Source organism: Vibrio sp. ZF 223, assembly GCF_003050585.1.
GTDB lineage: Bacteria > Pseudomonadota > Gammaproteobacteria > Enterobacterales > Vibrionaceae > Vibrio > Vibrio crassostreae.
This window is the reverse complement of record NZ_PIGB01000001.1, coordinates 207,158-231,159: the sequence shown is the minus strand read 5'-3', so window position 1 is coordinate 231,159 and position 24,002 is coordinate 207,158. Positions and strand designations below refer to the sequence as shown.

Genomic DNA, 24,002 nt, shown 5'->3' with positions numbered 1-24,002 from the left:
GACGGGTTAACTCACGCTCTGCTTGATGTTTTCAAGGTAAGCGTGTTGTGCTTCTTCGCTGGTTAGCAATAAGAAGTTAGGTGCTGATAAGCCATAAAATTTATTGATATCGCTTGCGCCAGATGCCTCTTTAGACAATAAGCTACCCGAGCTCAATAGATACTTAGCGTATAGGTTGGGTGATTCAAACAACATCTCGTTTGCGAGCTTGGTGTTGTGTCCTTGTTCATCCAACTGGTTAAGTTGTTGTGAGAGGCTATTGGCGACCACTTCATACAGATAAGCTGACGTGGCGATTCTTCTCGTCGCCATTGCTTCCACAATCGCGGCTATGTCTAACTGCAAAGTAATGGTGGTAAACATCTGACCAAGAGCAAGCTCGCTATCTACAGTGATGCGTTGGTCTAAAAGATGATCGCATTTTACGGGTGATTGTTGCTCAAACGTTTGGAAACTCTCTGGCCAAATACGTGCAGCATCGTTGTCTTTCATGGCTAAGGTCATCTTGCCTTGCTCATCGAATGCGATGATGGCGTTTTGTTGGTTAGACTCCAAAGCGATACCGTAACGAATCCACAATGTAAGGTGCACTTTGCAAAGTAGATCAACGTAATCTTTAAACCAAGTCAGCGTGTTTTTCTGATAATACTGTTCGGCGAGGTGTTCCAAGAACAAACGTTCATCAGGCATTGGACTGGCAAGGGCAGCCACAGGCACCAGTGCTTTGTCTTGGAAGTAGCTCACTGGGTATTCACGCACAATGTAAGCAAAGGTTTTATCGTCTCCAACATGCCCGCCATGTTTCTCATTGCAATGGAAAAGCGTGCCGTGTAAGTCTTGATCTGTTTGCTCTAAGTGCGTCAATAAACGTTCAAACCAATGCCCATCATAGAGCGTGGAGGGTTTGATTAGGCGAATGTTTTTAGTACCCAAAGATCGCATGATCAGCGGCACCTTGATGTGGACCTGTGGTGCTTGATTCACGACCACTGTGCGCACTGACAGGGTAGGAGTCACCTCAAGATAAGCACCCGGCGCTTCAATGACGCAATCAGGGAGGCTTTCAAGGCTTTGAAGGGTTAATGGATGTGCAGGAAATAACTCATGGCTAAGAGCAAAATCGGCGGGCAGGCCCACTTGCTCCATCGTCGGCCAACATTCCGGCTGCGGGCTGGTCAATGTAACGAGTGACTTCTCGATTGCGAGCCAACGAAGTTCAAAGCTTTGTGCAAATTCTGGCGCGAATTGCTCTAGATCGTGATCGCTTAAACCGAACTTAGCACGTGCTGTCGGGTAGTAAGGGTGATCAAGATAGGATGCGATTTGATCAGCGCGTAATAGCTTTTGCTCCCAACGTTCTAGTTGAGAAATTGGCAGCATGAGTGCTTCCGAGTGCTGGCTGAAGGCGCTATCACACAATCCTTTGTGTTTTTCGGCGCATTCGAGTTCTTGCAAATAACCATCTAATAACGAATGCGAGCTTTCGTGAGCACCTGCTTTCAATAATTCGATCCAATCTTGATAGTGCTGCTGGGTTTCAACGACACCATTTCTCTCGATGAACCAACCATCACCTTTCGAGCCATCTGGTTGGCCGTAAACCCAACGTTGCATGTAATAGCTCGGAGTAACGGGCAAGTAGAGTGTAAAGTCTGAACCTGCAAAAACAGCCCAAATTTGATTACGAGGATAAGAAGATAGTTTGAGTTCACTCGGCAGCTGAGATTTAAATCGGCTTTGAGAAACCAATCCAAACAAGTCTTCACGCAAACACGTATCGACTAATCGCTGAGTGAGGTATAACGCGTTTTCATTCATGCTGTTACCTCGTTTTTTGCTGTTAGATTGAAGCGAGAGATTGCCTGTTGTAGCGCGGGTTCTAGAGTTTGACCAGAAGGAGAAACGACCGAAATTCTCGCTAGGTAATCCTTGTTGGAGAAACTTTGTTGGAACGTCTCACCAACCTTCTTAAGCACTTGTTGTTGAGTGACAATATCGCCCTCTTGGTGAATGAAAGAGGTTGATGACCCTTCAATCAAACCGCTTTGTTGCGCCACTACATAGTGCACATGGGCGTTGCCATCAATGCGAAATGTAGGGTCAAGTTTGTGACCCAAGTGAAGGCTTAAGATGGTATTGAACCAATTCCCGCCACTGAGGTTATCAAGCAAAAATTCCCGGCCATCACCAATACTTCGATAGTTGATCTCGACCAGTACCGGCCCCGAATCTGTGATGATGAATTCGCTATGACAGACACCAAACCCCACCCCGAATTCTTGAAGCTGACGTATACATTCATCACGGTAGTGCACGCTGTTAATACCATTCCAACTCGCCGCTGTTTCGATGAAGTAAGGTGGCGCCGAGAGTTCCACATCGAACCCCCCAAGTGCGACTAAATTTTCCCCGTCGCCAATGGTTTCGACAGTGATAAGCGGACCTTGTAAAAACGCCTCAACCAAAATGGGAGTCGTAGGGTGCTTTTGCCAAAACGTATCGCAATAGTTATCCAGCTCAGCCGCAGAATCGCAGCGCTGCACGTCTAAACTAGCCACGCCTTCCTTGGGCTTCGCAACGACAGGAAAATCGAAATCTAATACAGGAGCGCTCTCTCGACTTAACAAAACACTTTGAGTATTAGGTAACGATTTTTCGTTGAGAACCTGACGAGTTAAGTATTTGTTTTTCGCCTTAAGCGTCACATTCCAATCTTTAGCAGGCACACCAAAGAACTGTGCACAGATTGCGGTGGAGGTTTGTAAATGGTCGCTGTTACTGAATACAGCAACGGGTTTTAGGGCTCGTTCTGTGATGGTCTCGATAAGATCAAGAGGATTAAAAACATCACATTCTAAAATTTCATCGGGATTAAAGCGGTCGTCATCAGTGGCCAGTTTTAAGTGGTTGAGTTTGTGGTCTGTGATCAAAACGACGTGGAGACCCATCGCTTTTGCTGTCGGTACAAAGCCGTGAGTGATCGCATCATTCACGACGTGACTGACGATGATTATCGTAGATTTCATGGGGCTTTCCTAATTTTCAAAACGTTGTTGTCGCCTGCTCACAACTCGCTTTCAAGTGCTCTCTTTCGGGTATATAAGAAAGAGAATTTTCCTATCTTATTGTTTTTATTGATTCTTATGTCATTAGTGGTGTTGCATATTGCAAGGCAAATATAGATCAAAAAATATATATTGCAAATATAAATGATATTTGTTTTCATTCGCACTATTGTGATTTTATAAACTAAAATGGAATTAGATAATGAACATTAGATTGGCCTTGTCCCCACTCGCTTTGGCAATTGGAGGTGCATTAACAGCAGTATCTATTGTGCCAAATGTTATGGCAGCAGAAGGTGTAGCTGTGGATGAAACTCTGCAAGTTATTGGTCATCAGTACGAAGGTTACGCGGAGCATATGCCTCAGTCGGGTACCAAAACTGATGTCGAATGGTTGGATGTACCGCAGGCAGTATCTGTTGTCACAAAAACGGAAATGCAAGACCGCGGTGCGGTACGTTTAGTGGATGCACTTGATGGTGTCGCAGGGGTTAACAATACTCTGGGTGAGGGAAGCCGAGACCAATTTGTGATTCGTGGTTTTGATGCACTCAACGATATCTACCGTGATGGTATGCGTGATGACGGGACTCTGCAATCGTACCGAAGCCTAGCGAATATCGAACGTGTCGAAGTGGTAAAAGGCCCTGCGGGCGCACTTTATGGCCGAGGCTCCGCGGGCGGTATCATTAACTTGGTCACCAAGCGAGCTAACGGTGATAACTTCACCAACGTAAATGGCAGTGTTGGCAGCAACAATTTGTTTGTTGGCCAAGTTGATAGTTCGATGGCGCTTAGTGACAAGGTCAGTGGTCGTATCAACGTGGAAAGTCGACAGTCTGATTCCTATGTAGACCATGTCGACTCTAATGATTTCTTTATTGCGCCAACAATTCGAGTGATGCCTTCTGATGGACACATTATTGATCTCGATGTCGAATATGCGCACCAAGAGTTAGTGCCATATCGTGGTGTTCCATCAAAGAATGGTAAGCCTGTCGACGTCTCTGAAAGCACGTTTTACGGTGGCACGAATGACTATCAAGAGTCAGACAGCATTCGTGTTGGCGTTAATTATGAATGGCTTTTGAATAGCGAATGGGCATGGACAAACCGCGCAGCATACAACCATATCGAACTTGAGCAAAAGGGTACACGCCAAGGGACGGTAACTGGGAATGGAGTATCTCAGAGTGTAAATAACCTCGGTTACGACCCTCGTACCACGACGACTCTTCAATCTGAGCTAGTTTGGGAAACGGATTCGAACCAAATGATGATCGGTGCGGATTATAATCAGGTCAATATCGACCTAATGCTCGCAAGAGATGAAACCTTACCTCCAAAAGATATCTACAACCCTGTAGCAGGCCCTACACCTGATCCGGGGTTTAAACCTACCCGCGACAACACCACAACGACCACTGGCGTTTACATTCAAGATGTTTATACCTTTGGTGATCTTTCAGTGATCGGCAATGTGCGTTACGACTCGATGGAGCTTGAACAGCAAAAAGCGGGCTCAGCAAAAGAAAATCTAGACGATGACAAAGTGAGCTACCGTGGTGGTTTAGTCTACCGTCTCAACAACGATATGTCAGTGTACGCAAGCTTAGCTCGCTCATGGCAATTGCCTTACTCGGGTATTTATATCAATCCTAAATTGGCTGAATTCTTCCATACGGATCTAAAAGAAGTGGGTGCAAAAGCTTACTTACTAGATAACGCCTTGATGCTTAATGCCGCGGTCTTCCAAATTGATCAAGAGCAACCAGAAACGAATATAGACGGAGACGTTGTTAACAAGATCGAAGCTCGCCACCAAGGTATTGAGCTAGAAGCTCGCGGTCAATTTACTGAGCAGTGGGATATTTCTGTGGGTTATAGCTACCTCGATGCAGAAAACAAAGAGACAGGCAAAAAGCCGAACGATGTGTCTGATCACCTGTTTTCGCTTTGGAGCACTTATCAGCTAGACGATAACTGGCGTTTAGGTGGTGGCGTGAAATACGTAGGTGACCGTTACGCGGGTAATGATGAAGCTGTAGCGCTGGGTGACTACACCACGGTTGACTTGATGGCAGCGTACACCACGGGTCGTCACAAAGTTCAAGCGAACGCTTACAACGTGCTTAATGAGAAATACATTCTGGGTGCAACCAACGGCACGTCTGGTACTAACCAGATTGGTTACGGAGCGCCAGCCGAATTCATGCTCAGCTACGGCTATCAGTTTTAAAAGCTAATTATGTTCTAAGAATGAGTTCATTTCTAAGAGCTCTTTCTACTCTAAAAACGATTGTTTTGTTCGCTACGAATGAGTGAACAGTTGGTCTTATTTTGAGGCCATTTAGCCCATAGGGTCAAAGCGCCGATATAACCGAAAACACGGCCTTTGATCCTAACCTGCCTACTTAGGAGATTTTCATGCCTTACCAGAATTTGGATGGTAAACCCTGTACTCAATCACACCAAAAGTTGCGTCTAAGTACCCTTGCAATGGCCATCGCTTCAGTGACTTCCATGAGCGCATTTGCAGCGTCTGATCCTCAAACAACGACTATGGAAACGGTTGTCGTGACAGGTAGCTTGATCGGTAACTCAGAGCTAGAGGATGTGAAAGAGTATCCGGGAGCGCGTACCGTTCTAACTAACGAACAAATTAAAAAGACTGGCGCACTTTCGATTGATTCGGCCTTCCAAAGTGTACCGGGCATTAAGGTTCAAGACGAAACGGGTACCGGTGTATTGCCTAACATCTCGGTGCGTGGCTTGAAAGCCAGCCGCAGTGGTCATGCTCAATTTCTAATGGACGGTGTGCCACTGACTCTTGCGCCTTATGGTCATACCGGACAATCTATTTTCCCTGCGACTCTGTCGATGCTTGACCGAATTGATATCGTGCGTGGTGGCGCTGCTGTGCAGTATGGGCCAAACAACGTGGGTGGTGTGATTAACTTGGTGACTAAGCCTATTCCACACGAGTGGCAAACGGAAATCAGTAATCGCTTTACTGTATTCGAGGGTGGCGATACGCCACTTAATGATTTTTACCTGCGCACGGGTGGCTGGTTAACCGATACGCTGGCACTTCAAGTAGAGGGTAACTTCTTAAAAGGCGAAAGCTTCCGTGAACACTCCGACACAGATGTCAAAAACTTCCAAGCCAAATTGCAATGGTTACTGAGTGATACTCAAGAGCTACAAGCTTTCGTTCAACGTTATGATGCCGACACCCAAATGCCCGGAGCTTTATCGCCGGATGATTACGAAAAAGATCGTACTCAGTCGAAGCGCCCATACGATGAATATCAAGGCACTTCAACGCGTTGGAGCCTGAAGTACCTGCATGACTTGAATCTTGCAGATAGCGCCGAATTAGAAATACTAACGTTTGGCCACCGTTCTGAGCGTTTCTTCCAATGGGGCTTTAACAGCGCTGGTGGTCACTGGGCGGACCCGGCATTACCGTCAACCGATATTCGTACGTCACCACGTGAATTTGCTGTTTATGGTGTTGAACCTAAACTCGCGATGTATTTTGACGGTAATACCGTGACGCAAAATGTGATTGTGGGTGCGCGCTATGTTAACGAAGACATCGATTACAAGCTGACCCAAACGCCAATTGCTGGTGGTGCTACAACAACCCCACGTGACTGGCACTTAGACACCGACGCTTATGCTGGCTATATCAGTAACGAAATTGGTTTGTTTAATGATGTGTTAAAGGTAACACCTGGTATTCGTTACGAATCGATTGATATGACGTTTGATGATCTGGGTACAGCACAGAGCACAGACAACAAAGTGACGGAATGGCTGCCGGGCTTAACGGTAGCATACCATTTGACAGAGCAATGGGTTGGTTACACCAATGCACAGAAATCTTTGCGTGCACCACAAATCGCTTACATCCGAGGCAAAGGTGAAGAGGGCAGTGAGCTAGCGTGGAACTACGAGTTGGGTGCACGCTACAACCAAGATTCAACCAGCTTTAACATCGCACTTTACCGCATTGATTTTGAAGATCAGCTGCAATGGCAAAGTGCTACCCAAACTTTCGATAACATTGGTAAAACCCTTCACCAAGGTGTTGAGCTCTCTGGTCGTTATATTCCTCAAGCGATGCAAGCTCTGAGTTTGGGCGCTGGCTATAACTACTTAGATGCAACGTTAGAGGAAGAGGGCGCAAACAAAGGTAATCAACTTCCATATACGTCTAAGCATCAATTTAGCTGGGATGCGACTTACGCCTTTAGCAAGGTAGATACGACTTTGTCTGGTTACTACTTCAGCGAGTCTTACTCTGACAATGCGAATACAAGTGCCGAAGATGCAACGGGCGCGACAGGTAAAGTGCCTGCCTACATGGTCTGGAACTTTAACCTAGGTTCGGATTTGTACAAGGATGAGAACAGCAAGCTACGCATGAACCTTGCGGTGAACAACTTGTTTGATGAGGACTATTACTTCCGCGGTATTGATACCAGTCCAGTTGGTCGTTATCCAGCCCCGGGACGTTCTTACACTTTGGATCTGAATTATCAGTTCTAATACGTAATTTGTTGAAAGTAATAACGAATAAAAGTCGCCAATACTCTTGGCGGCTTTCACGGTTCTAGCGTTTAAGGAAAATTAAATATGGAAAACAGCTCTCGCCTTTTGTTTTCGAATCCATTGCAGCTGTCGAACGGACTGCTGTCATTTAATAGGCCGTTTTTATTCAGCAGGATAGCGATAACCTTAGCTTTGCTGATTATAAGCTTGTTCTCATTCTCCAGTTCAGCACAAACCAGGGTCATACAAGATGAACAGGGTCAGTTTGAGATAGCGACTACTCCGCAACGTATTGTGGTGTTGGAGTTCTCATTTGTAGATGCGTTAGCTGCGGTGGGTGTTTCTCCTGTTGGTGTTGCTGATGACAATGATGCTTCGAGAGTGATCCCGGCGATGCGTGCGTTGGTTCAACCATGGGAATCGGTTGGCATGCGTTCTCAGCCTAGCTTAGAAGCCATTGCGGTATTAAAGCCTGACCTGATCATTGCTGATGCAGAGCGTCATCGTACTGTCTATCAAGATCTACAACGTATCGCACCAACTCTGCTGCTTAAAAGCCGCGGCGAGACGTATCAAGAAAATTTGGAGTCTGCGCTCAAGATTGGCATCGCTCTCGATAAACAATCGTCAATGGAACAACGAATTCAACAACATCAACACGCCATGGCCGAATTCAAAAGTCATTTCTCGCTCAAACAAACCGTCCAGTTCGCTGTCGTGTCGGATAAAGGTATGTGGTTACATAGCCCAGCGTCTTACGCAGGAGGGGTGCTGACCACATTAGGCATTGCGAGCCCAATTGTGAAACCAACAGAGAAGGCATATTTGCCAACCAGCTTTGAGTTGTTGTTGAAAACCAACCCGGATTGGTTACTCCTTGGCGCTTACTCTCATCCAAATATTGTTGATGATTGGCAGAAAAATCCGTTATTCAATGTACTAACCTCTGCAAAAAAACAGCAAGTTGTAGAAGTTTCTCCAGCACTTTGGTCATTGAATCGAGGCATGTTAGCGGCAGAACAAATGGCGAAAAATATTGAGCAGATCTTGGATCCATCATGAGTACGATGTTGTTCTCTAAAAGTAAGCGATTCTGGCCAATACTGTCGTGGCGAGTCACATTATTTGCGGCATTAGTGTCGTGTTTGGCACTATCTGGTTACGCGGCTTCTATGACCGGGTGGTCTAATTTCTCATTAACATTGAGTGACTTGATTCACTACTGGTTTGCGTTTGATGAAAGCAACATGACTCATCAAATATTGGCGACATTAAGAGCCCCAAGAGCTTATGCGGGGCTATTGATTGGTGCGAGTTTGTCTGTCGCTGGGTTATTGATGCAAGGATTAACGCGTAACCCACTGGCGTCTCCATCGATTCTTGGCATTAACGCTGGCGCAGCCTGTTTTATGGCGTTGGCTGCGATAGGTATACCGGTAGTCAGTGAGCTAAACCCAATCCTCAATGCAGTTCTTGGCGCGTTGCTAAGCGGAGGGGCCGTGATGCTTCTCGGTGGTTTCTTCTCCGAACGTTCTCATCCGTTACGTTTGGTTCTAGCCGGTATCGCCATTACGGCGTTATTGCTCGGACTGACACGAGCGGCGCTGATTCTTGCCGACGATATGGCTTATAGCGTCTTGCATTGGCTTACTGGCTCACTGTCTAGTGTCGATGATGAGCAATGGCAACAGCTTTGGCCGCCTGTAGTGATTGGTTTGGTGTTGGCAATGAGTCTTGCTCGTAACCTCAACTTGCTGGCACTTGGTGAAGAGGTAGCTGTTGGGTTGGGCAGTAACATCAGATTTACTCGCTTCGTGAGTGGACTGACGATCGTGTTGCTTGCTGGCGCAAGCGTCGCTATCGCAGGGCCAATTGGCTTTGTTGGGTTGTTAGTACCTCATTTGGTTCGACCTATGGTTGGGCACAATTATCATTTACTGATTCCTATTTCAGCATTGGCAGGCGCAGCATTAGTGTCTTGGTCAGATGCGCTGTCGCGAGCGATTGCTTTCCCGACTGAAACACCCGTTGGTGTTATTACTGCTTTGCTCGGGACACCTTGTTTTATTTTGATTGCGACGAGGAGATCTTAATGCACCACCACACTAAGATAGTTTTGTTATCCGGGATTCTCATATTAGTGGCATCTGCGGGTTTGTTTGTCGGTGCAGCGTCACTTTCTATTCCTCAAGTCATCGAACATTTGGTCGCATTTTCCAGTGACGACTTTGTTATCCATCAGTATCGGCTACCACGCATGTTGCTCGCGATAAGCGTGGGCGCAGGGTTAGGGCTTTCAGGGGTATTAGTGCAAGGCGTGATACGTAATCCGTTAGCATCGCCTGATCTTATGGGTATTAGTGCTGGAGCAGGACTTGCTGCGACAGCGAGTTTAGTTTGGTTCCCAAATGCACCAGTCAGTGTGCTTCCTGTGGTGGCGATGTTCGGTGGGGTATTGGCTGCTGGACTGATTGCTGCATTGGCCTGGTGGTCAAGGCCAACACCCGCCAAATTGGCGCTGATTGGTATTGCGGTGAGTGCGTTTCTGGCCAGTTGTATCGACTTCTTGCTGGTCACCAACCCAATAGAGATCAACACGGCCATGGTGTGGCTAACAGGCAGTCTTTGGGGCAGAAATTGGCAGCAAGTCCCGTTTGTTTGGAGTGCTCTGCTCTTGTTATTACCCATGGCATTATGGCTTGCTTGGCGATTAGATGTGATGGGGCTTGGCGAGGAAAGTGCAACCACATTGGGCACTAAGCCAAAACAGATTCAGGCTCTCGCGTTATTGGCCGCTGTATTGCTTGCCAGTGTTAGCGTTTCTGTTGCTGGAACGATCAGTTTTGTGGGTTTATTAGCACCTCACTTAGCTCGCTTGTTGTTTGGGCATAATCATAAGTTGTTAATCCCTGCATCTGCACTGGTAGGGGCAATTCTGGTTACCAGCGCTGATGGGTTAGCTAGAGGTCTACAACCACCGATTGAATTACCAGCAGGCGTTCTAACTTCCGTGATTGGCGCGCCATATTTCATCTTTCTTCTCTATCGTTATCGAGGTTGGTAACCATGCTTAAAACGCAGAATCTTTCCGTCGCGTACGGCAAACAAACGATCATACCGAACCTGTCGGTTTCTATCCCTAAGGGAAAAATCACCGCATTGATAGGACCTAACGGTTGCGGTAAATCCACCTTATTGAAGACGTTAGTCAGAATTAACAAGCCAGTGGCTGGAGATGTGTTGTTTGAAGACAAACCGCTATCAAGCTATGGCGATAAAGCGCTTGCTCGTTCGTTGTCACTTCTTCCGCAAATCTTAGTCAGCCCTGAGGGGATCACGGTAAGAAAATTGGTCGAATATGGCCGTTCGCCTTATGTCTCTCATTGGGGAAGGCTAGGGCTGGACGATCAAAAGATTGTCGAACAAGCAATGCGAGATACAGGTGTACTTGAGTTTGCTGATAAGCCGGTTGAGTCACTGTCTGGTGGGCAGCGTCAAAGAGCATGGATTGCGATGGTAATTGCACAAGATACGGACGTAGTGATGTTGGATGAACCGACCACATACCTTGATATGTCTCACCAAGTGGAATTAATGAACCTGATGCAACAGATGAATGCTAAAGGAAAAACGGTGGTTGTTGTGTTGCATGACCTGAACCAAGCCAGTCGTTATTGCGACCATTTAGTGGTTTTGGAAAAAGGGTGCTTAATAGCGGAAGGCTCGCCTGATGAGGTGATGACCGAAACGATGCTCAGTAACGTATTTGATCTCAAAGCGAGCGTCTTTCGAGACCCTATTTCAAATACACCAATGTGTGTCGCGATGTAGTTATCTGCTCAGCACAACGAGATCACCAAGGTACAAAGAACAGAACACTGGCAAGGAAGCCACATTAGATTAGGTCGTCTAAACTTAAAGTTTGTATGTAGTCAAAGTAGAACAATTTGGGCTCTAAAGACGTTCTCGAAATAAATGCAAATTAGTGCTTTACCTCAACCTAACTTGAGGTATTAGGATATGCAACGTTGCTTACGAGAATACTTTAAGGAGAGAAGAATGATCCAACTTGAACATGTAAATCTAGTGGTAAAAGACATCCCAGAAATGCTGGTTTTCTATAAAGCGGCATTCCCTCATTGGTATGTTCGTGACGAGGGAAAAGGGGAGTGGTCGGGTAAGCCACGTAACTGGTTGCATTTCGGCGATGAGTACCAATACATCGCATTGAGTGATCACGGAGAGGGTGAGAACAGAGATTTGGCTGGGCATTCTGTTGGCCTCGCACACTTCGCTTATGTAACCAATAACATTGAAAGCGTCACTCAACGCCTTATTGATGCAGGTTTCCCGATTGCTAAGCCCGGTGCCGAAGAACCTTATCGCAAGAACGTCTACTTTGTGGATCCGGCTGGCTTTGAAATCGAGTTCGTTAAATATCTGAGTGATGATCCCAAACTTCGTAATGCGACAAGTTAGTAGAATGATAGTAGGGTAGAAAGTACTTAAAGGGCATTGTGGAATTTTCCGCAATGCCCTTTTTTAGATCAATTGACTAGCTGAGGGTTAGTTTGGTTGTCTACTTAGCTTTAAATGGCACCAATAGTTGTTTGCCAAACACATTGATTAGCGCGCCAGTTACGATTAGACCACCACCTAGGTAAGTCCAAACTGATGGGATTTCGTTGAAGATCCACACGCCTAACAGTGCCGAGAAGACAATCTGAACGTATGAGTAAGCCGAAGCTTTACCCGCGGCTTGTGTCTGCATCGCTTTGGTTAAACCGTATTGGCCTATTTGTGTGAAAATCCCGACTAGAACCAACATCATGGTTAGGAACAAACTAGGCCATACAAAGTCATTCCAGATAAGGGCTGTTGAGATTGGTAGAGCTACCAGTGGGAAGTAGAAGATGATGACTGAGCTGTCTTCCGTTTGGCTAAGCTTTCTCACAATCACATAAGCAATTGAGCTACCAAATGCGCCACATAACGCCACCATTATGCTAAATAGCGGTAACTCGCTGCTCGTGCCACTGCTCATGCTTGGCTGAACCATTACTAATAACCCTGCTAAGCAGAACGCAATGCAGATCATGGTCGATTTTTGGACGCGTTCTTTCAGAAATAGCACACCGAGCAATGCGGTAAATACGGGATGTACGTATTGTAGAATGGTCGCTTCTGCTAAAGGTAGCGTGGTCACAGCGTAGTAAACACACATCAGTGCTGCGGTGCCAACTGCACCTCGAACAAACAACAAAGGTTTGTTATTTCCCCAGATCGAAATGCCTTTTCGTTTAACGTCGATATAACTGATGATCAAAGACACCAAAGCCCTTGCTGCAACAATTTCGAATACAGGTATGCCGTAGTTGCTGATGTATTTCACACACGCTGACATCAGTGCGAATCCAAAAGCAGAGAGGATCATGAACCTAACCCCTACAGGGATCATTGAAAAAGAGAAAGAAGGCATAAAAATATCAATCGGTTGAGGGAACAGGAATCATAACGTAGTTTAGAAGAGCCGACCAAAGTCTTTGTCCTGTTCTGGTCAACTTGATTCAATTAATTCTCATTTCAGATTAGTTCGTTTTTTTATCTCACATAAGATCGGTTATAGCTCAATTTTATAAAATCAACATCAACAGAAGGTGACGCTAATTCAACTCTGATTTATCGGTCGTTTTAATTGTCTTTCTTAGTCATATCATTCTCGTGAATTTATAATAAGAGATATGTTCTATGAAACCGTTCAATACCCTACTCATATCCACGCTCGCGCTTTGCTCTTTCAGTCCAGCTACTTATGCAGATACCATCTTGCACGCTTTCAACTGGAAGTATTCAGATGTGACAGCCAACGCCAATCAAATTGCTCAAGCCGGTTATAAGAAAGTACTGGTTGCTCCCGCAATGAAATCGAGCGGCAGCCAATGGTGGGCGCGTTACCAACCTCAAGATCTTCGCACCATTGATTCACCTCTCGGCAACAAACAAGATCTAACCGCAATGATTGCCGCTCTCAAAGGTGTGGGCGTCGATGTTTACGCCGATGTGGTGCTCAACCATATGGCAAACGAAAGCTGGAAGCGAAGTGACTTGGATTATCCGGGATCCGAAGTACTAAACGATTATGCGAGCCGTTCAAGCTATTATGCTGACCAGACTCTGTTTGGCAATCTGGCTCAAGGTTTTGTATCCGCTAATGACTTCCATGCCGCGGGCTGTATTTCAGATTGGAACGATCCCGGTCATGTTCAATATTGGCGTTTGTGCGGGGCTGATGGCGATGTAGGTTTGCCTGATCTCGATCCAAATAACTGGGTAGTTTCGCAGCAGCGCTTATATCTGAAAGCGTTGAAGGATATGGGTATCAAAGGTTTCCGAATTGATGCCGTCAAACACATGAGCCAGTACCAAATCGACCAAGTGTTCACGCCTGAAATTACAGCGAACATGCATGTGTTTGGTGAAGTGATCACCAGTGGCGGGGCAGGGAACAGTGGCTATGAGTCATTCTTAGCGCCTTACCTGAATAATACTAATCACTCCGCGTATGATTTCCCGTTGTTTGCGTCGATTCGTTCGGCGTTCTCAATGGGCGGTGGCTTGAACCAACTGCATGATCCAAAAGCGTACGGCCAAGCACTCGATGACAATCGTTCGATCACCTTCGCGATCACACATGATATTCCAACCAACGACGGCTTCCGTTACCAAATTATGGATCCACAAGATGAGCAGCTTGCTTACGCTTATATCCTTGGGAAAGATGGCGGCACGCCGCTGATCTACAGTGATGATCTTCCGGATTCAGAAGACAAAGATAATGGTCGTTGGGGCAATGTTTGGAATAGCTCGAATATGAAGAATATGCTTAGTTTCCATAACGCGATGCAAGGTAAGTCGATGACGATAATTTCGAGCGACCAATGTACTTTGCTGTTTAAGCGTGGCAAAGAAGGCGTTGTTGGAATTAACAAGTGTGGCGAAACGCGTGGCGTGACGGTTGATACCTACCAACATGAGTTCAATTGGCATGTTCAATACAAAGACGTATTAAGCAGCGCGACAGAAACCATTTCTTCTCGCTACCATACGTTCAATCTACCACCGCGCAGTGCACGTATGTATAAGCTTTAATGCTTATTCTCTAGAGCGAACACCACTGGTAAAAAGCATAAGCCGCAGTAAGTTCTGCGGCTTATTTGTATCTAAGCTTAAGGCTTATCGTTACTGTTGATCGCTAATAACACCAAACCAATGATTCTGATGAGACAGTGCTTTCAGTAACTCGATCTCTTTTTCTGTCTCTTCTCTAAGCCATTCAATAAGGTCGTTGATGATAGGCGTGTGACTACGCTGGTGAATGAAGTAAGTCCAAGCACTGTGTTGGATCTTTGCATTCTTAGGGCAGTACAAGAAGCCTCGTTGGAGATCTTGTTGAACTAACAACAGATCTGTGACCGTCACCCCCTCACCGGATAAACAGGCACTGAGTGCCATATCTAAAGATAAGAAGCTGGTATTTCTGACGGGTTTCTTCGGTGGGGATTCAACATCAGCTAGCCATACTTTCCAATCATGGTGATCTAAGGTCGGGTGCAGCCTTGGTAAGGTTAAGATTGAATCGAGGTCGGTGTCTTTAGTGGTTAAGCTAGTAGAACAGACCGGCGCCATGAACTCTTCTCGCAAGAAGGTGATGTCTGGTGCCTTGTCATAGCGTTTTTTGAAGCGCGTGTGGAAGATCAGTAGGTCATATTCGCTGCTGTTGATTGATTCGTCTTCCTCAATCACAGGAACTATGACGATCTCATATTCCTGATAACGCTCGTTTAATTCTCTGACTTTAGAGATCAATACCCGCGTTGCGAAACTCAAGGTTGCTTTGATTACGATACGCTTCTGCTTCGGCTCACTCCAAGAGGCGATAACAGCTTCGATATTGCCGTAGCTTTCTCGCAAAGCCACATACAAATCATGACCTTGTACCGTTAATTCTATGGCTCGATGCTTACGAATAACCAGTGATGCGTTTAACTCATCTTCAAGCTGTTTGATCTGTCTGCTAATCGCACTTTGCGTTACATGCAGCTCTTCGGCAGCTAGAGTAAAGCTCATCAGCCTTGCGGCAGCTTCGAAAGCTTTTAAGCCATTATGTGACGATGGTAAGCTAGGATATGGGGTCATAATTCGTTCGCATGAGTTTATGGAATGCTAGGATCGCAAATTTATCAATTGAACGCTAGCCCCATCGATCGTATTTTGGGCGAAATTAACTGAGGCGCTCATGAAAAAAATACTCACTCTTGCATTCCCTTTGATCATTTCACAGCTGATATCCATGGCTTTAGTCCTTACTGATGTTTGGATGATGTCGCGTATCAGTGTGTCAGCCCTTGCGGCTGGTGGCTTAGGTGCCTCTATTTACTTCTTCATCTTTATTATTGCGAGCAGCACCGTCGGTTGTGTCGCAAACCTGATCGCAATTGCTTATGGTCAGCGTGTCGCACGCCCAGAGTTTGGTAATACTCAAATTAGATTGGCCGTGAAAGGCGCAACCATGTTGGCGTTCGTACTCAGTGTGACCTTAATGGCGAGCTTCTGGTTTGCTCCGTTGGTATTAGAAGCAGCCAAACAACCGCCAGAAGTGATCACTTTAGCCATGGAGTATGTGCACGCTTTGAAGTGGGTGATGTTGCCTTCGCTTATCTTGTTGGTGCTGCGTGGCTTAACCAGTGCATTTGGTAATGTGCGTTCGATTCTGGTGATGTCGATAATCACAGTGATTCTGAATGTACCAGTGAGCTACTTCCTCACGTTCCAGCTCGATATGGGACTAACAGGCTTAGGCTTAGGCACGGCTATCGCGGCATTCATCGTGATGGTTGGATACACAGTGTGGGTGTTTAAACGTGACGAGTTCAAACAGTTCGCACCTTGGCTAAATACCGAAGAGTACTCCATCAAGCTGATGAGCCCTTTGTTGCTAATGGGTTTACCTATCGGCTTGGCGGCGTTACTTGAGCATGGCTTGATATACGGCGGCACCTTAATGGCGGGCACGATCAGTATTGCTTCTCTGGCGCTGCACCAAATATTACTGCAATGCTTGAGCTTTACTTGGAACTTCAACTTCGGTTTCTCGCAAGCTGCCGCAATTTTAGTAGGCCGTGATTATGGTGCAGGCAACTACGAAGGCATCAAAAGAACCTCGATTCAAAGTTTTATATTGGTGTCGGTATTGAGTGTGGCCTTGTCTGCTGTGTTCATCATATGGCCTGAAATGATTGCCTCTATCTTCAAATTAGATGACGGCACTGGTGCAATGACATCGCTATTGGCTTCTGTTATCTGGGTAGTGGCGTTGTGTTTCATTGTCGATGCTTGGCAGTTATTAGCGATTAACCTGCTAAGAGGAATGAAGATTGTCTCTATGCCAACCGTGATGACTGCCATCGGTTACTGGGTATTTGGTCTACCTGCAGCTTGGTATTTGATGCCAAAATTCGAATTGGCAGGGATCTGGGGTGGAATCGGTGTTGGTTTAGGCGTGACAGGTATTCTATTGCTGATCCATTTGATGGTCGTTCTAAACAAGAGCAGTAAGACACCAGACTTAGATTGTTCAGCTTACTCTTAATTAAGTTAGTTGATAACGAAAAAGCCGCAGTCATCAATGACTGCGGCTTTTGTTTATCTAAATTGATCCTTGGGGGAATGAATCAATATCAGGATGTAGGGAGTACCTATTGGTTATAAGGTAGCTTTATTGCCAGACTACTTTCCACCAGAGAGCACTGATTTCATCATGGTTTTGAATTGCTCTTTCTGCTCTTCAGTCAACACGTTATAGATGTTGTTCTTAAGACGCATTTCTTGCATTACCATCGACTTCTCGGTTGCTTGAACCGTGTCGATGACCTTTTCCATCTCAGCTTCATCAAACTCAGGTTGTGTCACTAAGGCGATCTGCTTTTTCTTAAGTTCTATCGCACTATCCATATCGATTTTTGTTCTATCAGATTGATAATCTTCAACAAGAGAGAACACTTCCGCTTGTTGCTCTTCGGTTAGATTCAAAGAAGCAATGACCATTTGCAGTGGGCTAAGCGCTGGCTGCGGCGGTTGTTGTGGTGTTGAAGCACTCACAAACGGAGCGGTAACGAGTAAAGCTGAAGCAGTTAATACACAAAACGACTTTTTCAGTGATTTCATTGAGTTTCTCCTGTTAGTGGAAAAATGAGTATAGGTGAGTAAGCTGAACTCGATATGAACATGTCGTTCAGTTAAATTTGCTGAGTTCATTGCGTTCATTTAGTTACCTTTATCTAAGCACGGCACGACTTAGACCTTGGTCTTACAGAAACAGAGCTAAAAGGTGACTAGAATGACTTAAGTCGCTCACCGTTTTATCGAGGAATACACAAATGGAAGTTGGATTGTTCTGGGCTGAAAAAGGAATGCTAGTGCTTGGCGCACTGTTTGTTTTGACGAGCATGATGCAGTACGGAAGACGCAGTAGCGATTGGAAAGGCGTAATTACGATGTTCTACAAGCGTATCCCAATGAATATTGCAGAATACAAATGGTACCGTTTGGGCATTGCTTTGTTGGTGTTTGCTGTGGTTATACGTTTCGCATTACTGATCCTATGGCCTTCATACCAGTTTTAGTCCTTTGTATTCGCTCTTTTATATAGAGCATATAAAACCGATACATTCATGACGAGATTGAGCCTTAATAAACTCACTTATTAAGGCTGTCATTTCATAAATTAGCGCTGTTGTTCCATGAAAAAGTGCTATTACTCTATAATGACGAAAGGTTATTACCTTTGTAGCATATTGTTTTTCATGAAGAATAATGTCGGATAATAGCTTACCTGCTTGTTTCATCATTCTTACTAATAATCTGCACATAAATCCATTCACCCCGTACCTGATACCATAATGTTCTGTTACACTCGTTCGAATTAGCTTAAATTTGTTAGTGGTGCATTTATGTCGTTCCCAGTTCTTATATGTGATGATTCTGCATTAGCAAGGAAGCAGATGGCTCGATCACTGCCTAGTTCTCTAAATGCAGATATAACTTTTGCTGTTCATGGGCTTAATGCACTTGAAGAGCTCGCTCAAAACCAGTTCAAACTGATGTTCCTCGACCTCACCATGCCGGAATTAGATGGCTATGGCACATTGGAAGAGATGCGACGTTTAGGTGACACCACGCCTGTTGTCGTTGTTTCTGGTGACATACAGCCAAAAGCACAACAGAAGGTGATGGAGCTTGGCGCCAAAGCGTTTTTGCAAAAGCCGATCGATAAAGAAGCGCTCAAAGCTATTTTGCGTGAGCATGTCGAGCCGCCAAAACAACCTCAAATCATTACTCCAACCGCTTTAGAACTGCCAATACTTCGCAGACGTGATATCTATATGGAAGTCGCGAACGTAGCGATAGGCCGTGCAGCCGATGCATTGGCGCGCCACTTTAATGTATTTGTTCACCTACCGCTGCCGAACGTCAACATCTTCGAAGTGAGTGAATTGCACATGGCACTTCGTGACCTAGCCGACAACGACCAAGTATCGGGTGTTTGCCAAGGCTTCAGCGGAGAAGGGATTGCAGGTGAAGCACTAGTTTTGTTGAGTGATTCCAGTGTGAGCGATCTTAAGAAGCTCATGAAGGTGCCAACCGAAAGCGAACAGCTTGAAGAGTTAGAACTACTGATGGATGTGTCGAATATTCTCGTTGGCTCATTCTTGAATGGACTAGGGGAGCAATCAGAAGTTCGTTTCTTCCAGAGTTCTCCTGTATTGCTAGGTCAACACATCTCGATTGATTCGGTGATTGAAAATACCAGTGGTTCATTTAAGAAGACCATGACTTTCGAAGTCAGCTATAACATAGACGGCACGTCCATCCGTTGTGATCTTCTATTTATGTTCGTTGATGAGTCTTTGCCGCTTCTAGACAACAAATTGGCCTACCTAATGGAGGAGTTTTAATATGCTGAATCTTCCTGCTGAATTTGAACAGTTCCACTGGATGGTGGACATGGTTCAAAACGTCGACATGGGGCTGGTGGTCATTAACCGTGATTTTCAGGTGCAAGTCTGGAATGGCTTCATGACTCACCATAGCGGTAAGCAATCGCATGATGCTATTGGTAAGTCGATCTTTGAGTTATTCCCTGAAATCCCAGAAGAGTGGTTTAGGCTGAAAACCAAGCCAGTCTATGACTTAGGCTGTCGCAGCTTCATTACATGGCAACAAAGGCCTTATCTGTTTAAGTGTCGTAACGTGAGGCCAGTAACCCAGCAAGCTGATTTCATGTATCAGAACGTCACGCTAAACCCGATGCGTTCACCAACAGGCCAAGTCACCTCTCTATTTTTGTCTATTCAAGATGCGACTGCAGAAGCGTTAGTCTCTCAAAAGAACTAGCACTGAACCTAAAGAGTGAATAAAAATGGCTAAGGTTAACGACCTTAGCCATTTTTTTGCTTTTTATTCTTCAATTGACCTTAGAGGCTTCGATCTCTTTCATCTACTCACTCTAAATTTTCAATGTTTACTCTGCTTTTCGCTCAGCGAACTCTTTTTTTTTAGAACCTTCTTCCTCAAGAATCTAGATTGAATGAACTACCAGACGCCAAAGAAGCATGATTTTGGTTGTTGGTGGTTTATAAAGTTTGGCTTTTTAGGGGGCTTTTAATAAAGGCTGGGATTTGGATTGTCGAAATCAAATGAACCTTGCCTTCAAAATCGAGTGCATTGAAGCGTGTTTCTCTTAGGTGAGGTTAACCAGCAACACGATGAGTTTGCCTAATTTGGACGAAAACAGAAATAATTTGGAAAAAAATCGAATTTATTTAAGAAAAAAGGCATTTTTTTGTTGGAGAAAAGTGTGATTTTTATGTGATCTCGAGGCACTTTCTTCACATATTTGCTTAATGAAGGCGATATTGTGTGAAAGAGAGAGGAAAACGATTGCGCAATAAACCGACAACGTTTGCGTGATTGGTTCGCTAAGTTATTAATTAGTAAGAATTTAGTAAGAATTTAGTAAGAAGGTCGAGCTAGGGAGGTTTTACCAGATATGGAATCTTTGAGAGGATAACACAAAAAAAAGTGAAATATCAGACTTGCTGTTACTAAATCACGACCTATAATGCTGAAAACCGGAGCGTCTGCCAACGCTCCGGTTTTTTTGTGTCCGAAGAAAAGTAAACTCGTCTGCCAACGGTTTTACTACGCATTTCGCGAGAGACACATAATTTTATGAATCAAGGAAAACACTATGCGTATCGAACAAGAACTTAAGTTAGGTTTCAAAGATGTACTCTTCCGTCCGAAGCGTTCTACCCTTAAAAGCCGTTCTCAAGTTGAATTAACCCGCGATTTTACATTCAAGCATAGCGGTCGTCAATGGTCTGGTACTCCAGTAATTGCAGCGAACATGGATTCGGTAGCAAGCTTTGAAATGGCAGCTGCTCTAGCAGAGCACGGTGTTATGACGGCAGTACACAAGCACTACACAGTAGAGCAGTGGGCTGAGTTTGCTAAAACAGCAGACAAGAAAACACTGAACAACGTATTTGTATCAACAGGTACATCTGAAGCTGAGTTTGAGAAGACTAAGCAAATCATGGCGCTTAGCGAAGACTTCGTATTTATCTGTATTGATATCGCTAACGGCTACTCAGAGCACCTAGTTGAGTACGTACAAAAAGTACGTGCAGAATTCCCGAACAAAGTTATCTCTGCGGGTAACGTTGTAACGGGTGACATGGTTGAAGAGCTAATCTTAGCGGGTGCAGACATTGTTAAGGTTGGTATCGGCCCTGGTTCTGTTTGTACTACTCGTGTTAAAACAGGTGTAGGTTACCCTCAACTTTCTGCAATCATCGAGTGTGGCGACGCAGCACACGGCCTTGGCGGCATGATCATCGGTGACGGTGGCTGTTCATGTGCGGGTGACGTATCTAAAGCGTTTGGCGGCGGTGCTGACTTCGTAATGCTAGGCGGCATGCTAGCAGGTCACTCTGAGTCGGGCGGTGAAGTAGTAGAGCAAGACGGTAAGCAATACATGAAATTTTATGGAATGTCGTCTCAGTCGGCTATGGACAAGCACTCAGGTGGTGTTGCTAAGTACCGTGCTGCGGAAGGTAAAACTGTTTTACTTCCATACCGTGGTTCAGTTCACAACACAATTTCAGATATCCTTGGTGGTGTACGTTCAACTTGTACATACGTAGGTGCAGCAAAGCTTAAAGAGCTAACTAAGCGTACTACTTTCATCCGTGTGCAAGAGCAAGAGAACAACGTATTCGGTAAAGAGTAATCTGAACGAGTTCGAATAGTTTGAAAATCAAGAGCCGCTTTTTAGCGGCTCTTTTTGTTTGAAATCGTTAATTCGCGACAAAGTGGTGGAAGAAAGTTTTTGATAGTGTGGACAGCATGTTGGGTGGGTGCGAAGTGAGCCTATCTCACTAGCTCTTGGCGCTGATCGGATGCAAGAGCTTTAATCATTTCAAAAACTAACTGAGAAGTAGTTTTGTCCGATGGACTAAGAGTATGAGTGAAGGCTAGGTTCATTACGAAGGAATGGCCACATTCGGGGCAAACTACTCTTATATCACACCATAGACTTATCGGAATGATAAGCCCACGGTACTAAATTGTGGTGATGATTTACACAGTTTTATCATTTTAGAGACATCTTTTTCTATTAGTAAATGGGCGTACTTACCTAGATGAACCATAGCTGTCGGACTATGTAGAAAAATTCTGTATTTTGTGAAGTGATCAATCATCAGCGAAAGTAAGGTATTGATCGTATTGCATATCAGTGTGTATTCTCCCTGTATAAGATTACTAGATAGAAAAATTCTGTATGTAAATGCAGAATTTTTTGTCTAATAAAGCTGTTAGCAGGAGAGAAGGAATATTTGATGTCAGTTGAAGAAGTGGTTAGAGGTTTTATTGAGGAAGTAAGGTCGGGGAAACAGCTAGACTTAGTTAACAAGTATCTAGCCCAAGTAGTTGTCGCTCATCAAATTGTATCTGGAGTCTCACAAGCAATTGAAAGAACTCCTGAAAACTATCGTGAACACGTCGAAGAGTTTCTAGAGGCTTACGGTAATTTTGACCTCAAAGTAGAAGAGTTTTTAGTTCAAGGAGCGAAGGTCTACGTACGTTGGCGTCAAGAAGGTCGCCATGAGGGAGTCATTTATGGTTATGAGCCTACAGGTTTAGAACTTTCTACAGTAGGAAGCGCAGTGTACCGAGTCAGTGAAAACCAAATAGCGGAATATTGGATTCAGCAAGAGAATCAAGGTTTAAGAGGGCAGTTGGAAGAAAACCTTAAGAAATTCAGCTAACAAGTATTTAAGAGTGATTCGTAACGCTTGGCGTTGTTTTTCCCTTAATAGAAGATAAGTTTTATATGAGGAAATATGATGAATTTTGAAAATTGGTTAGCGTTTTGCTCAATTGCATTTATTGCAGCAGCAATTCCTGGTCCTGCGATATTGCTAATATCAACGCATAGTCTAGAGTTCGGGGCTCTACGTGCTCTTATTACCGCAGCGGGTAATGTGACTGGACTTTTTATTATGTCTACTTGCTCTATATTGGGATTAAGCGCGCTAGTGATTGTTTCTTCAACAGCTTTTTCGATCATAAAAGTAGTTGGGGCGTTATATCTTTTGTATATGGGAATAAAGCTATGGCGTAGTGGTGTAAACCTAAAGACAGCCGACAGCATATACCAAACAAAATTTAGTGCTTGGAGCCTTTATTCTCAAGGACTTCTGGTTTCATTAACAAACCCAAAAGCTATTATATTTACATCTGCACTTTTTCCACAGTTCATTAATACTTCAGAGCCTTTATTTATTCAATTTTTAATATTAGTTATTACTCTAATGATGTGTTCATTTTTATGTTTGCTTTCATATTCTCTTTTAAGTCAAAAGCTAAAAACTGGGACTAAAAAATTTGTATCAGGGAGCATTATTGGAAAGGTGTTTGGAACTACATTTATCAGTGCTGGTGCAGCTTTGGCAATTTCAACTCAGAGATAATTGAGAATTAGTACAAGTTTGAAGTGCTACTATCTCAGATAGCCACCCTTGCGGTGGCTTTTTTGTGCCTGTTAGATAGCCTGAAAGCTACGTGCTAGATGATGAAATTTCTATGATTAGAACGTTGAATAAAGGGATAAAAACAGAAACTAATCCCTAATAGAATTGATTTGTTAAGCTACTTAGTAACTCGATTGTTATTAGTTGGGCGGTTTTTTTAGGTGAGGGGTTCAATTTATACATTTGGGGATAATCTTCATCGGAAAAAGTGACCATAGCC

Annotated in this window: 20 protein-coding genes and 1 pseudogene; 15 read left to right on the top strand and 6 right to left on the bottom strand. The window is 44.6% G+C overall.

Translation table 11 applies throughout. The annotated features are described in order from the left end of the window. Positions 1–6: 6 nt before the first annotated feature. Together CWO13_RS01035 and CWO13_RS01030 are read right to left on the bottom strand one after the other, a co-directional pair. The gene (locus tag CWO13_RS01035) at positions 7–1,818 is read right to left on the bottom strand and encodes an IucA/IucC family protein (protein ID WP_108082387.1); all 1,812 of its coding nucleotides are present in this window, start codon (positions 1,816–1,818) and stop codon (positions 7–9) included. Further along, positions 1,815–3,026 (bottom strand): ATP-grasp domain-containing protein, encoded by a 1,212-nt coding sequence (locus tag CWO13_RS01030; RefSeq protein ID WP_108082386.1) that lies wholly within the window; start codon positions 3,024–3,026, stop codon positions 1,815–1,817. Before CWO13_RS01030 ends, CWO13_RS01035 begins: the two co-directional genes overlap by 4 nt. Before the next feature lie 241 nt (positions 3,027–3,267). On the opposite strand from CWO13_RS01030, the gene CWO13_RS01025 reads away from it, so the two are divergent. The 7 genes from CWO13_RS01025 (at position 3,268) to CWO13_RS00995 (ending at position 12,104) form a co-directional block, all read left to right on the top strand. Beyond that, positions 3,268–5,304: a TonB-dependent receptor gene (locus tag CWO13_RS01025; protein WP_108082385.1), complete on the top strand. Its 2,037-nt coding sequence runs from the start codon at positions 3,268–3,270 to the stop codon at positions 5,302–5,304. Positions 5,305–5,492: 188 nt separating this feature from the next. Then, complete coding sequence (locus CWO13_RS01020) at positions 5,493–7,622, top strand: TonB-dependent receptor family protein (RefSeq protein ID WP_108082384.1); 2,130 nt, start codon at positions 5,493–5,495, stop codon at positions 7,620–7,622. An 87-nt stretch (positions 7,623–7,709) separates the two neighbouring features. Then, positions 7,710–8,687: a Fe(3+) dicitrate ABC transporter substrate-binding protein gene (locus CWO13_RS01015; RefSeq protein ID WP_108082383.1), complete on the top strand. Its 978-nt coding sequence runs from the start codon at positions 7,710–7,712 to the stop codon at positions 8,685–8,687. Next, the gene (locus CWO13_RS01010) at positions 8,684–9,718 is read left to right on the top strand and encodes a FecCD family ABC transporter permease (RefSeq protein WP_102432976.1); all 1,035 of its coding nucleotides are present in this window, start codon (positions 8,684–8,686) and stop codon (positions 9,716–9,718) included. The genes CWO13_RS01015 and CWO13_RS01010 overlap by 4 nt, the downstream gene beginning before the upstream one ends. Then, positions 9,718–10,689: an iron chelate uptake ABC transporter family permease subunit gene (locus CWO13_RS01005; protein WP_102432977.1), complete on the top strand. Its 972-nt coding sequence runs from the start codon at positions 9,718–9,720 to the stop codon at positions 10,687–10,689. The genes CWO13_RS01010 and CWO13_RS01005 overlap by 1 nt, the downstream gene beginning before the upstream one ends. 2 nt (positions 10,690–10,691) lie before the next feature. After that, positions 10,692–11,456: a Fe(3+) dicitrate ABC transporter ATP-binding protein FecE gene (gene fecE, locus CWO13_RS01000; RefSeq protein ID WP_102432978.1), complete on the top strand. Its 765-nt coding sequence runs from the start codon at positions 10,692–10,694 to the stop codon at positions 11,454–11,456. Positions 11,457–11,684: 228 nt separating this feature from the next. Further along, positions 11,685–12,104 carry a VOC family protein gene (locus CWO13_RS00995; protein WP_102432979.1) on the top strand — a complete coding sequence of 140 codons (420 nt, stop codon included), beginning with the start codon at positions 11,685–11,687 and terminating at the stop codon, positions 12,102–12,104. A 100-nt stretch (positions 12,105–12,204) separates the two neighbouring features. Here the strand turns inward: CWO13_RS00995 and CWO13_RS00990 are convergent, their stop codons facing one another. After that, positions 12,205–13,104 carry a DMT family transporter gene (locus CWO13_RS00990; RefSeq protein WP_102432980.1) on the bottom strand — a complete coding sequence of 300 codons (900 nt, stop codon included), beginning with the start codon at positions 13,102–13,104 and terminating at the stop codon, positions 12,205–12,207. 269 nt (positions 13,105–13,373) lie between these two features. Between CWO13_RS00990 and CWO13_RS00985 the strand changes: the two genes are divergently transcribed. After that, positions 13,374–14,774 carry an alpha-amylase family protein gene (locus CWO13_RS00985; RefSeq protein WP_102432981.1) on the top strand — a complete coding sequence of 467 codons (1,401 nt, stop codon included), beginning with the start codon at positions 13,374–13,376 and terminating at the stop codon, positions 14,772–14,774. 90 nt (positions 14,775–14,864) lie between these two features. Here the strand turns inward: CWO13_RS00985 and CWO13_RS00980 are convergent, their stop codons facing one another. Then, positions 14,865–15,821: a LysR family transcriptional regulator gene (locus tag CWO13_RS00980; protein ID WP_048659890.1), complete on the bottom strand. Its 957-nt coding sequence runs from the start codon at positions 15,819–15,821 to the stop codon at positions 14,865–14,867. A gap of 100 nt (positions 15,822–15,921) precedes the next feature. Between CWO13_RS00980 and CWO13_RS00975 the strand changes: the two genes are divergently transcribed. Further along, on the top strand, positions 15,922–17,274 hold the full coding sequence (locus tag CWO13_RS00975) for an MATE family efflux transporter (protein ID WP_048659891.1): 1,353 nt from the start codon (positions 15,922–15,924) through the stop codon (positions 17,272–17,274). 137 nt (positions 17,275–17,411) lie between these two features. Here CWO13_RS00975 and CWO13_RS00970 read toward each other — a convergent pair whose 3' ends face one another. After that, entirely contained in the window at positions 17,412–17,849 is a 438-nt protein-coding gene (locus CWO13_RS00970; RefSeq protein ID WP_102432982.1) for a Spy/CpxP family protein refolding chaperone, read from the bottom strand. A 212-nt stretch (positions 17,850–18,061) separates the two neighbouring features. Between CWO13_RS00970 and CWO13_RS00965 the strand changes: the two genes are divergently transcribed. From CWO13_RS00965 to CWO13_RS00950, 4 genes are all read left to right on the top strand, one after another. Then, positions 18,062–18,307, top strand: coding sequence for a hypothetical protein (locus tag CWO13_RS00965; RefSeq protein WP_029223306.1), 246 nt, complete (start codon positions 18,062–18,064; stop codon positions 18,305–18,307). Positions 18,308–18,634: 327 nt separating this feature from the next. Beyond that, positions 18,635–19,639 carry a response regulator gene (locus CWO13_RS00960; protein ID WP_108082382.1) on the top strand — a complete coding sequence of 335 codons (1,005 nt, stop codon included), beginning with the start codon at positions 18,635–18,637 and terminating at the stop codon, positions 19,637–19,639. A 1-nt stretch (position 19,640) separates the two neighbouring features. Then, entirely contained in the window at positions 19,641–20,078 is a 438-nt protein-coding gene (locus tag CWO13_RS00955) for a PAS domain-containing protein (protein WP_048606084.1), read from the top strand. Between the two features lie 856 nt (positions 20,079–20,934). Further along, a complete protein-coding gene (locus CWO13_RS00950) occupies positions 20,935–21,978 on the top strand; it encodes a GMP reductase (RefSeq protein WP_060980457.1) in 1,044 nt (347 codons plus the stop codon). A 140-nt stretch (positions 21,979–22,118) separates the two neighbouring features. On the opposite strand, the pseudogene CWO13_RS23575 reads toward CWO13_RS00950, so the two are convergent. Then, a pseudogene (locus CWO13_RS23575) lies at positions 22,119–22,256 on the bottom strand (transcriptional regulator); the annotation flags it as partial. Positions 22,257–22,588: 332 nt separating this feature from the next. Here CWO13_RS23575 and CWO13_RS00940 point away from each other — a divergent pair. Together CWO13_RS00940 and CWO13_RS00935 are read left to right on the top strand one after the other, a co-directional pair. Next, positions 22,589–23,017, top strand: coding sequence for an ester cyclase (locus CWO13_RS00940; protein WP_017104805.1), 429 nt, complete (start codon positions 22,589–22,591; stop codon positions 23,015–23,017). 75 nt (positions 23,018–23,092) lie between these two features. After that, the gene (locus tag CWO13_RS00935) at positions 23,093–23,722 is read left to right on the top strand and encodes a LysE family translocator (RefSeq protein WP_017104804.1); all 630 of its coding nucleotides are present in this window, start codon (positions 23,093–23,095) and stop codon (positions 23,720–23,722) included. Positions 23,723–24,002: the final 280 nt, after the last annotated feature.

Coding starts and splice junctions, on each gene's coding strand:
- CWO13_RS01035 (WP_108082387.1), bottom strand. CDS start 1,818: ATGAATGAAAACGCGTTATACCTCACTCAGCGATTAGTCGATACGTGT.
- CWO13_RS01030 (WP_108082386.1), bottom strand. CDS start 3,026: ATGAAATCTACGATAATCATCGTCAGTCACGTCGTGAATGATGCGATC.
- CWO13_RS01025 (WP_108082385.1), top strand. CDS start 3,268: ATGAACATTAGATTGGCCTTGTCCCCACTCGCTTTGGCAATTGGAGGT.
- CWO13_RS01020 (WP_108082384.1), top strand. CDS start 5,493: ATGCCTTACCAGAATTTGGATGGTAAACCCTGTACTCAATCACACCAA.
- CWO13_RS01015 (WP_108082383.1), top strand. CDS start 7,710: ATGGAAAACAGCTCTCGCCTTTTGTTTTCGAATCCATTGCAGCTGTCG.
- CWO13_RS01010 (WP_102432976.1), top strand. CDS start 8,684: ATGAGTACGATGTTGTTCTCTAAAAGTAAGCGATTCTGGCCAATACTG.
- CWO13_RS01005 (WP_102432977.1), top strand. CDS start 9,718: ATGCACCACCACACTAAGATAGTTTTGTTATCCGGGATTCTCATATTA.
- fecE (WP_102432978.1), top strand. CDS start 10,692: ATGCTTAAAACGCAGAATCTTTCCGTCGCGTACGGCAAACAAACGATC.
- CWO13_RS00995 (WP_102432979.1), top strand. CDS start 11,685: ATGATCCAACTTGAACATGTAAATCTAGTGGTAAAAGACATCCCAGAA.
- CWO13_RS00990 (WP_102432980.1), bottom strand. CDS start 13,104: ATGCCTTCTTTCTCTTTTTCAATGATCCCTGTAGGGGTTAGGTTCATG.
- CWO13_RS00985 (WP_102432981.1), top strand. CDS start 13,374: ATGAAACCGTTCAATACCCTACTCATATCCACGCTCGCGCTTTGCTCT.
- CWO13_RS00980 (WP_048659890.1), bottom strand. CDS start 15,821: ATGACCCCATATCCTAGCTTACCATCGTCACATAATGGCTTAAAAGCT.
- CWO13_RS00975 (WP_048659891.1), top strand. CDS start 15,922: ATGAAAAAAATACTCACTCTTGCATTCCCTTTGATCATTTCACAGCTG.
- CWO13_RS00970 (WP_102432982.1), bottom strand. CDS start 17,849: ATGAAATCACTGAAAAAGTCGTTTTGTGTATTAACTGCTTCAGCTTTA.
- CWO13_RS00965 (WP_029223306.1), top strand. CDS start 18,062: ATGGAAGTTGGATTGTTCTGGGCTGAAAAAGGAATGCTAGTGCTTGGC.
- CWO13_RS00960 (WP_108082382.1), top strand. CDS start 18,635: ATGTCGTTCCCAGTTCTTATATGTGATGATTCTGCATTAGCAAGGAAG.
- CWO13_RS00955 (WP_048606084.1), top strand. CDS start 19,641: ATGCTGAATCTTCCTGCTGAATTTGAACAGTTCCACTGGATGGTGGAC.
- CWO13_RS00950 (WP_060980457.1), top strand. CDS start 20,935: ATGCGTATCGAACAAGAACTTAAGTTAGGTTTCAAAGATGTACTCTTC.
- CWO13_RS00940 (WP_017104805.1), top strand. CDS start 22,589: ATGTCAGTTGAAGAAGTGGTTAGAGGTTTTATTGAGGAAGTAAGGTCG.
- CWO13_RS00935 (WP_017104804.1), top strand. CDS start 23,093: ATGATGAATTTTGAAAATTGGTTAGCGTTTTGCTCAATTGCATTTATT.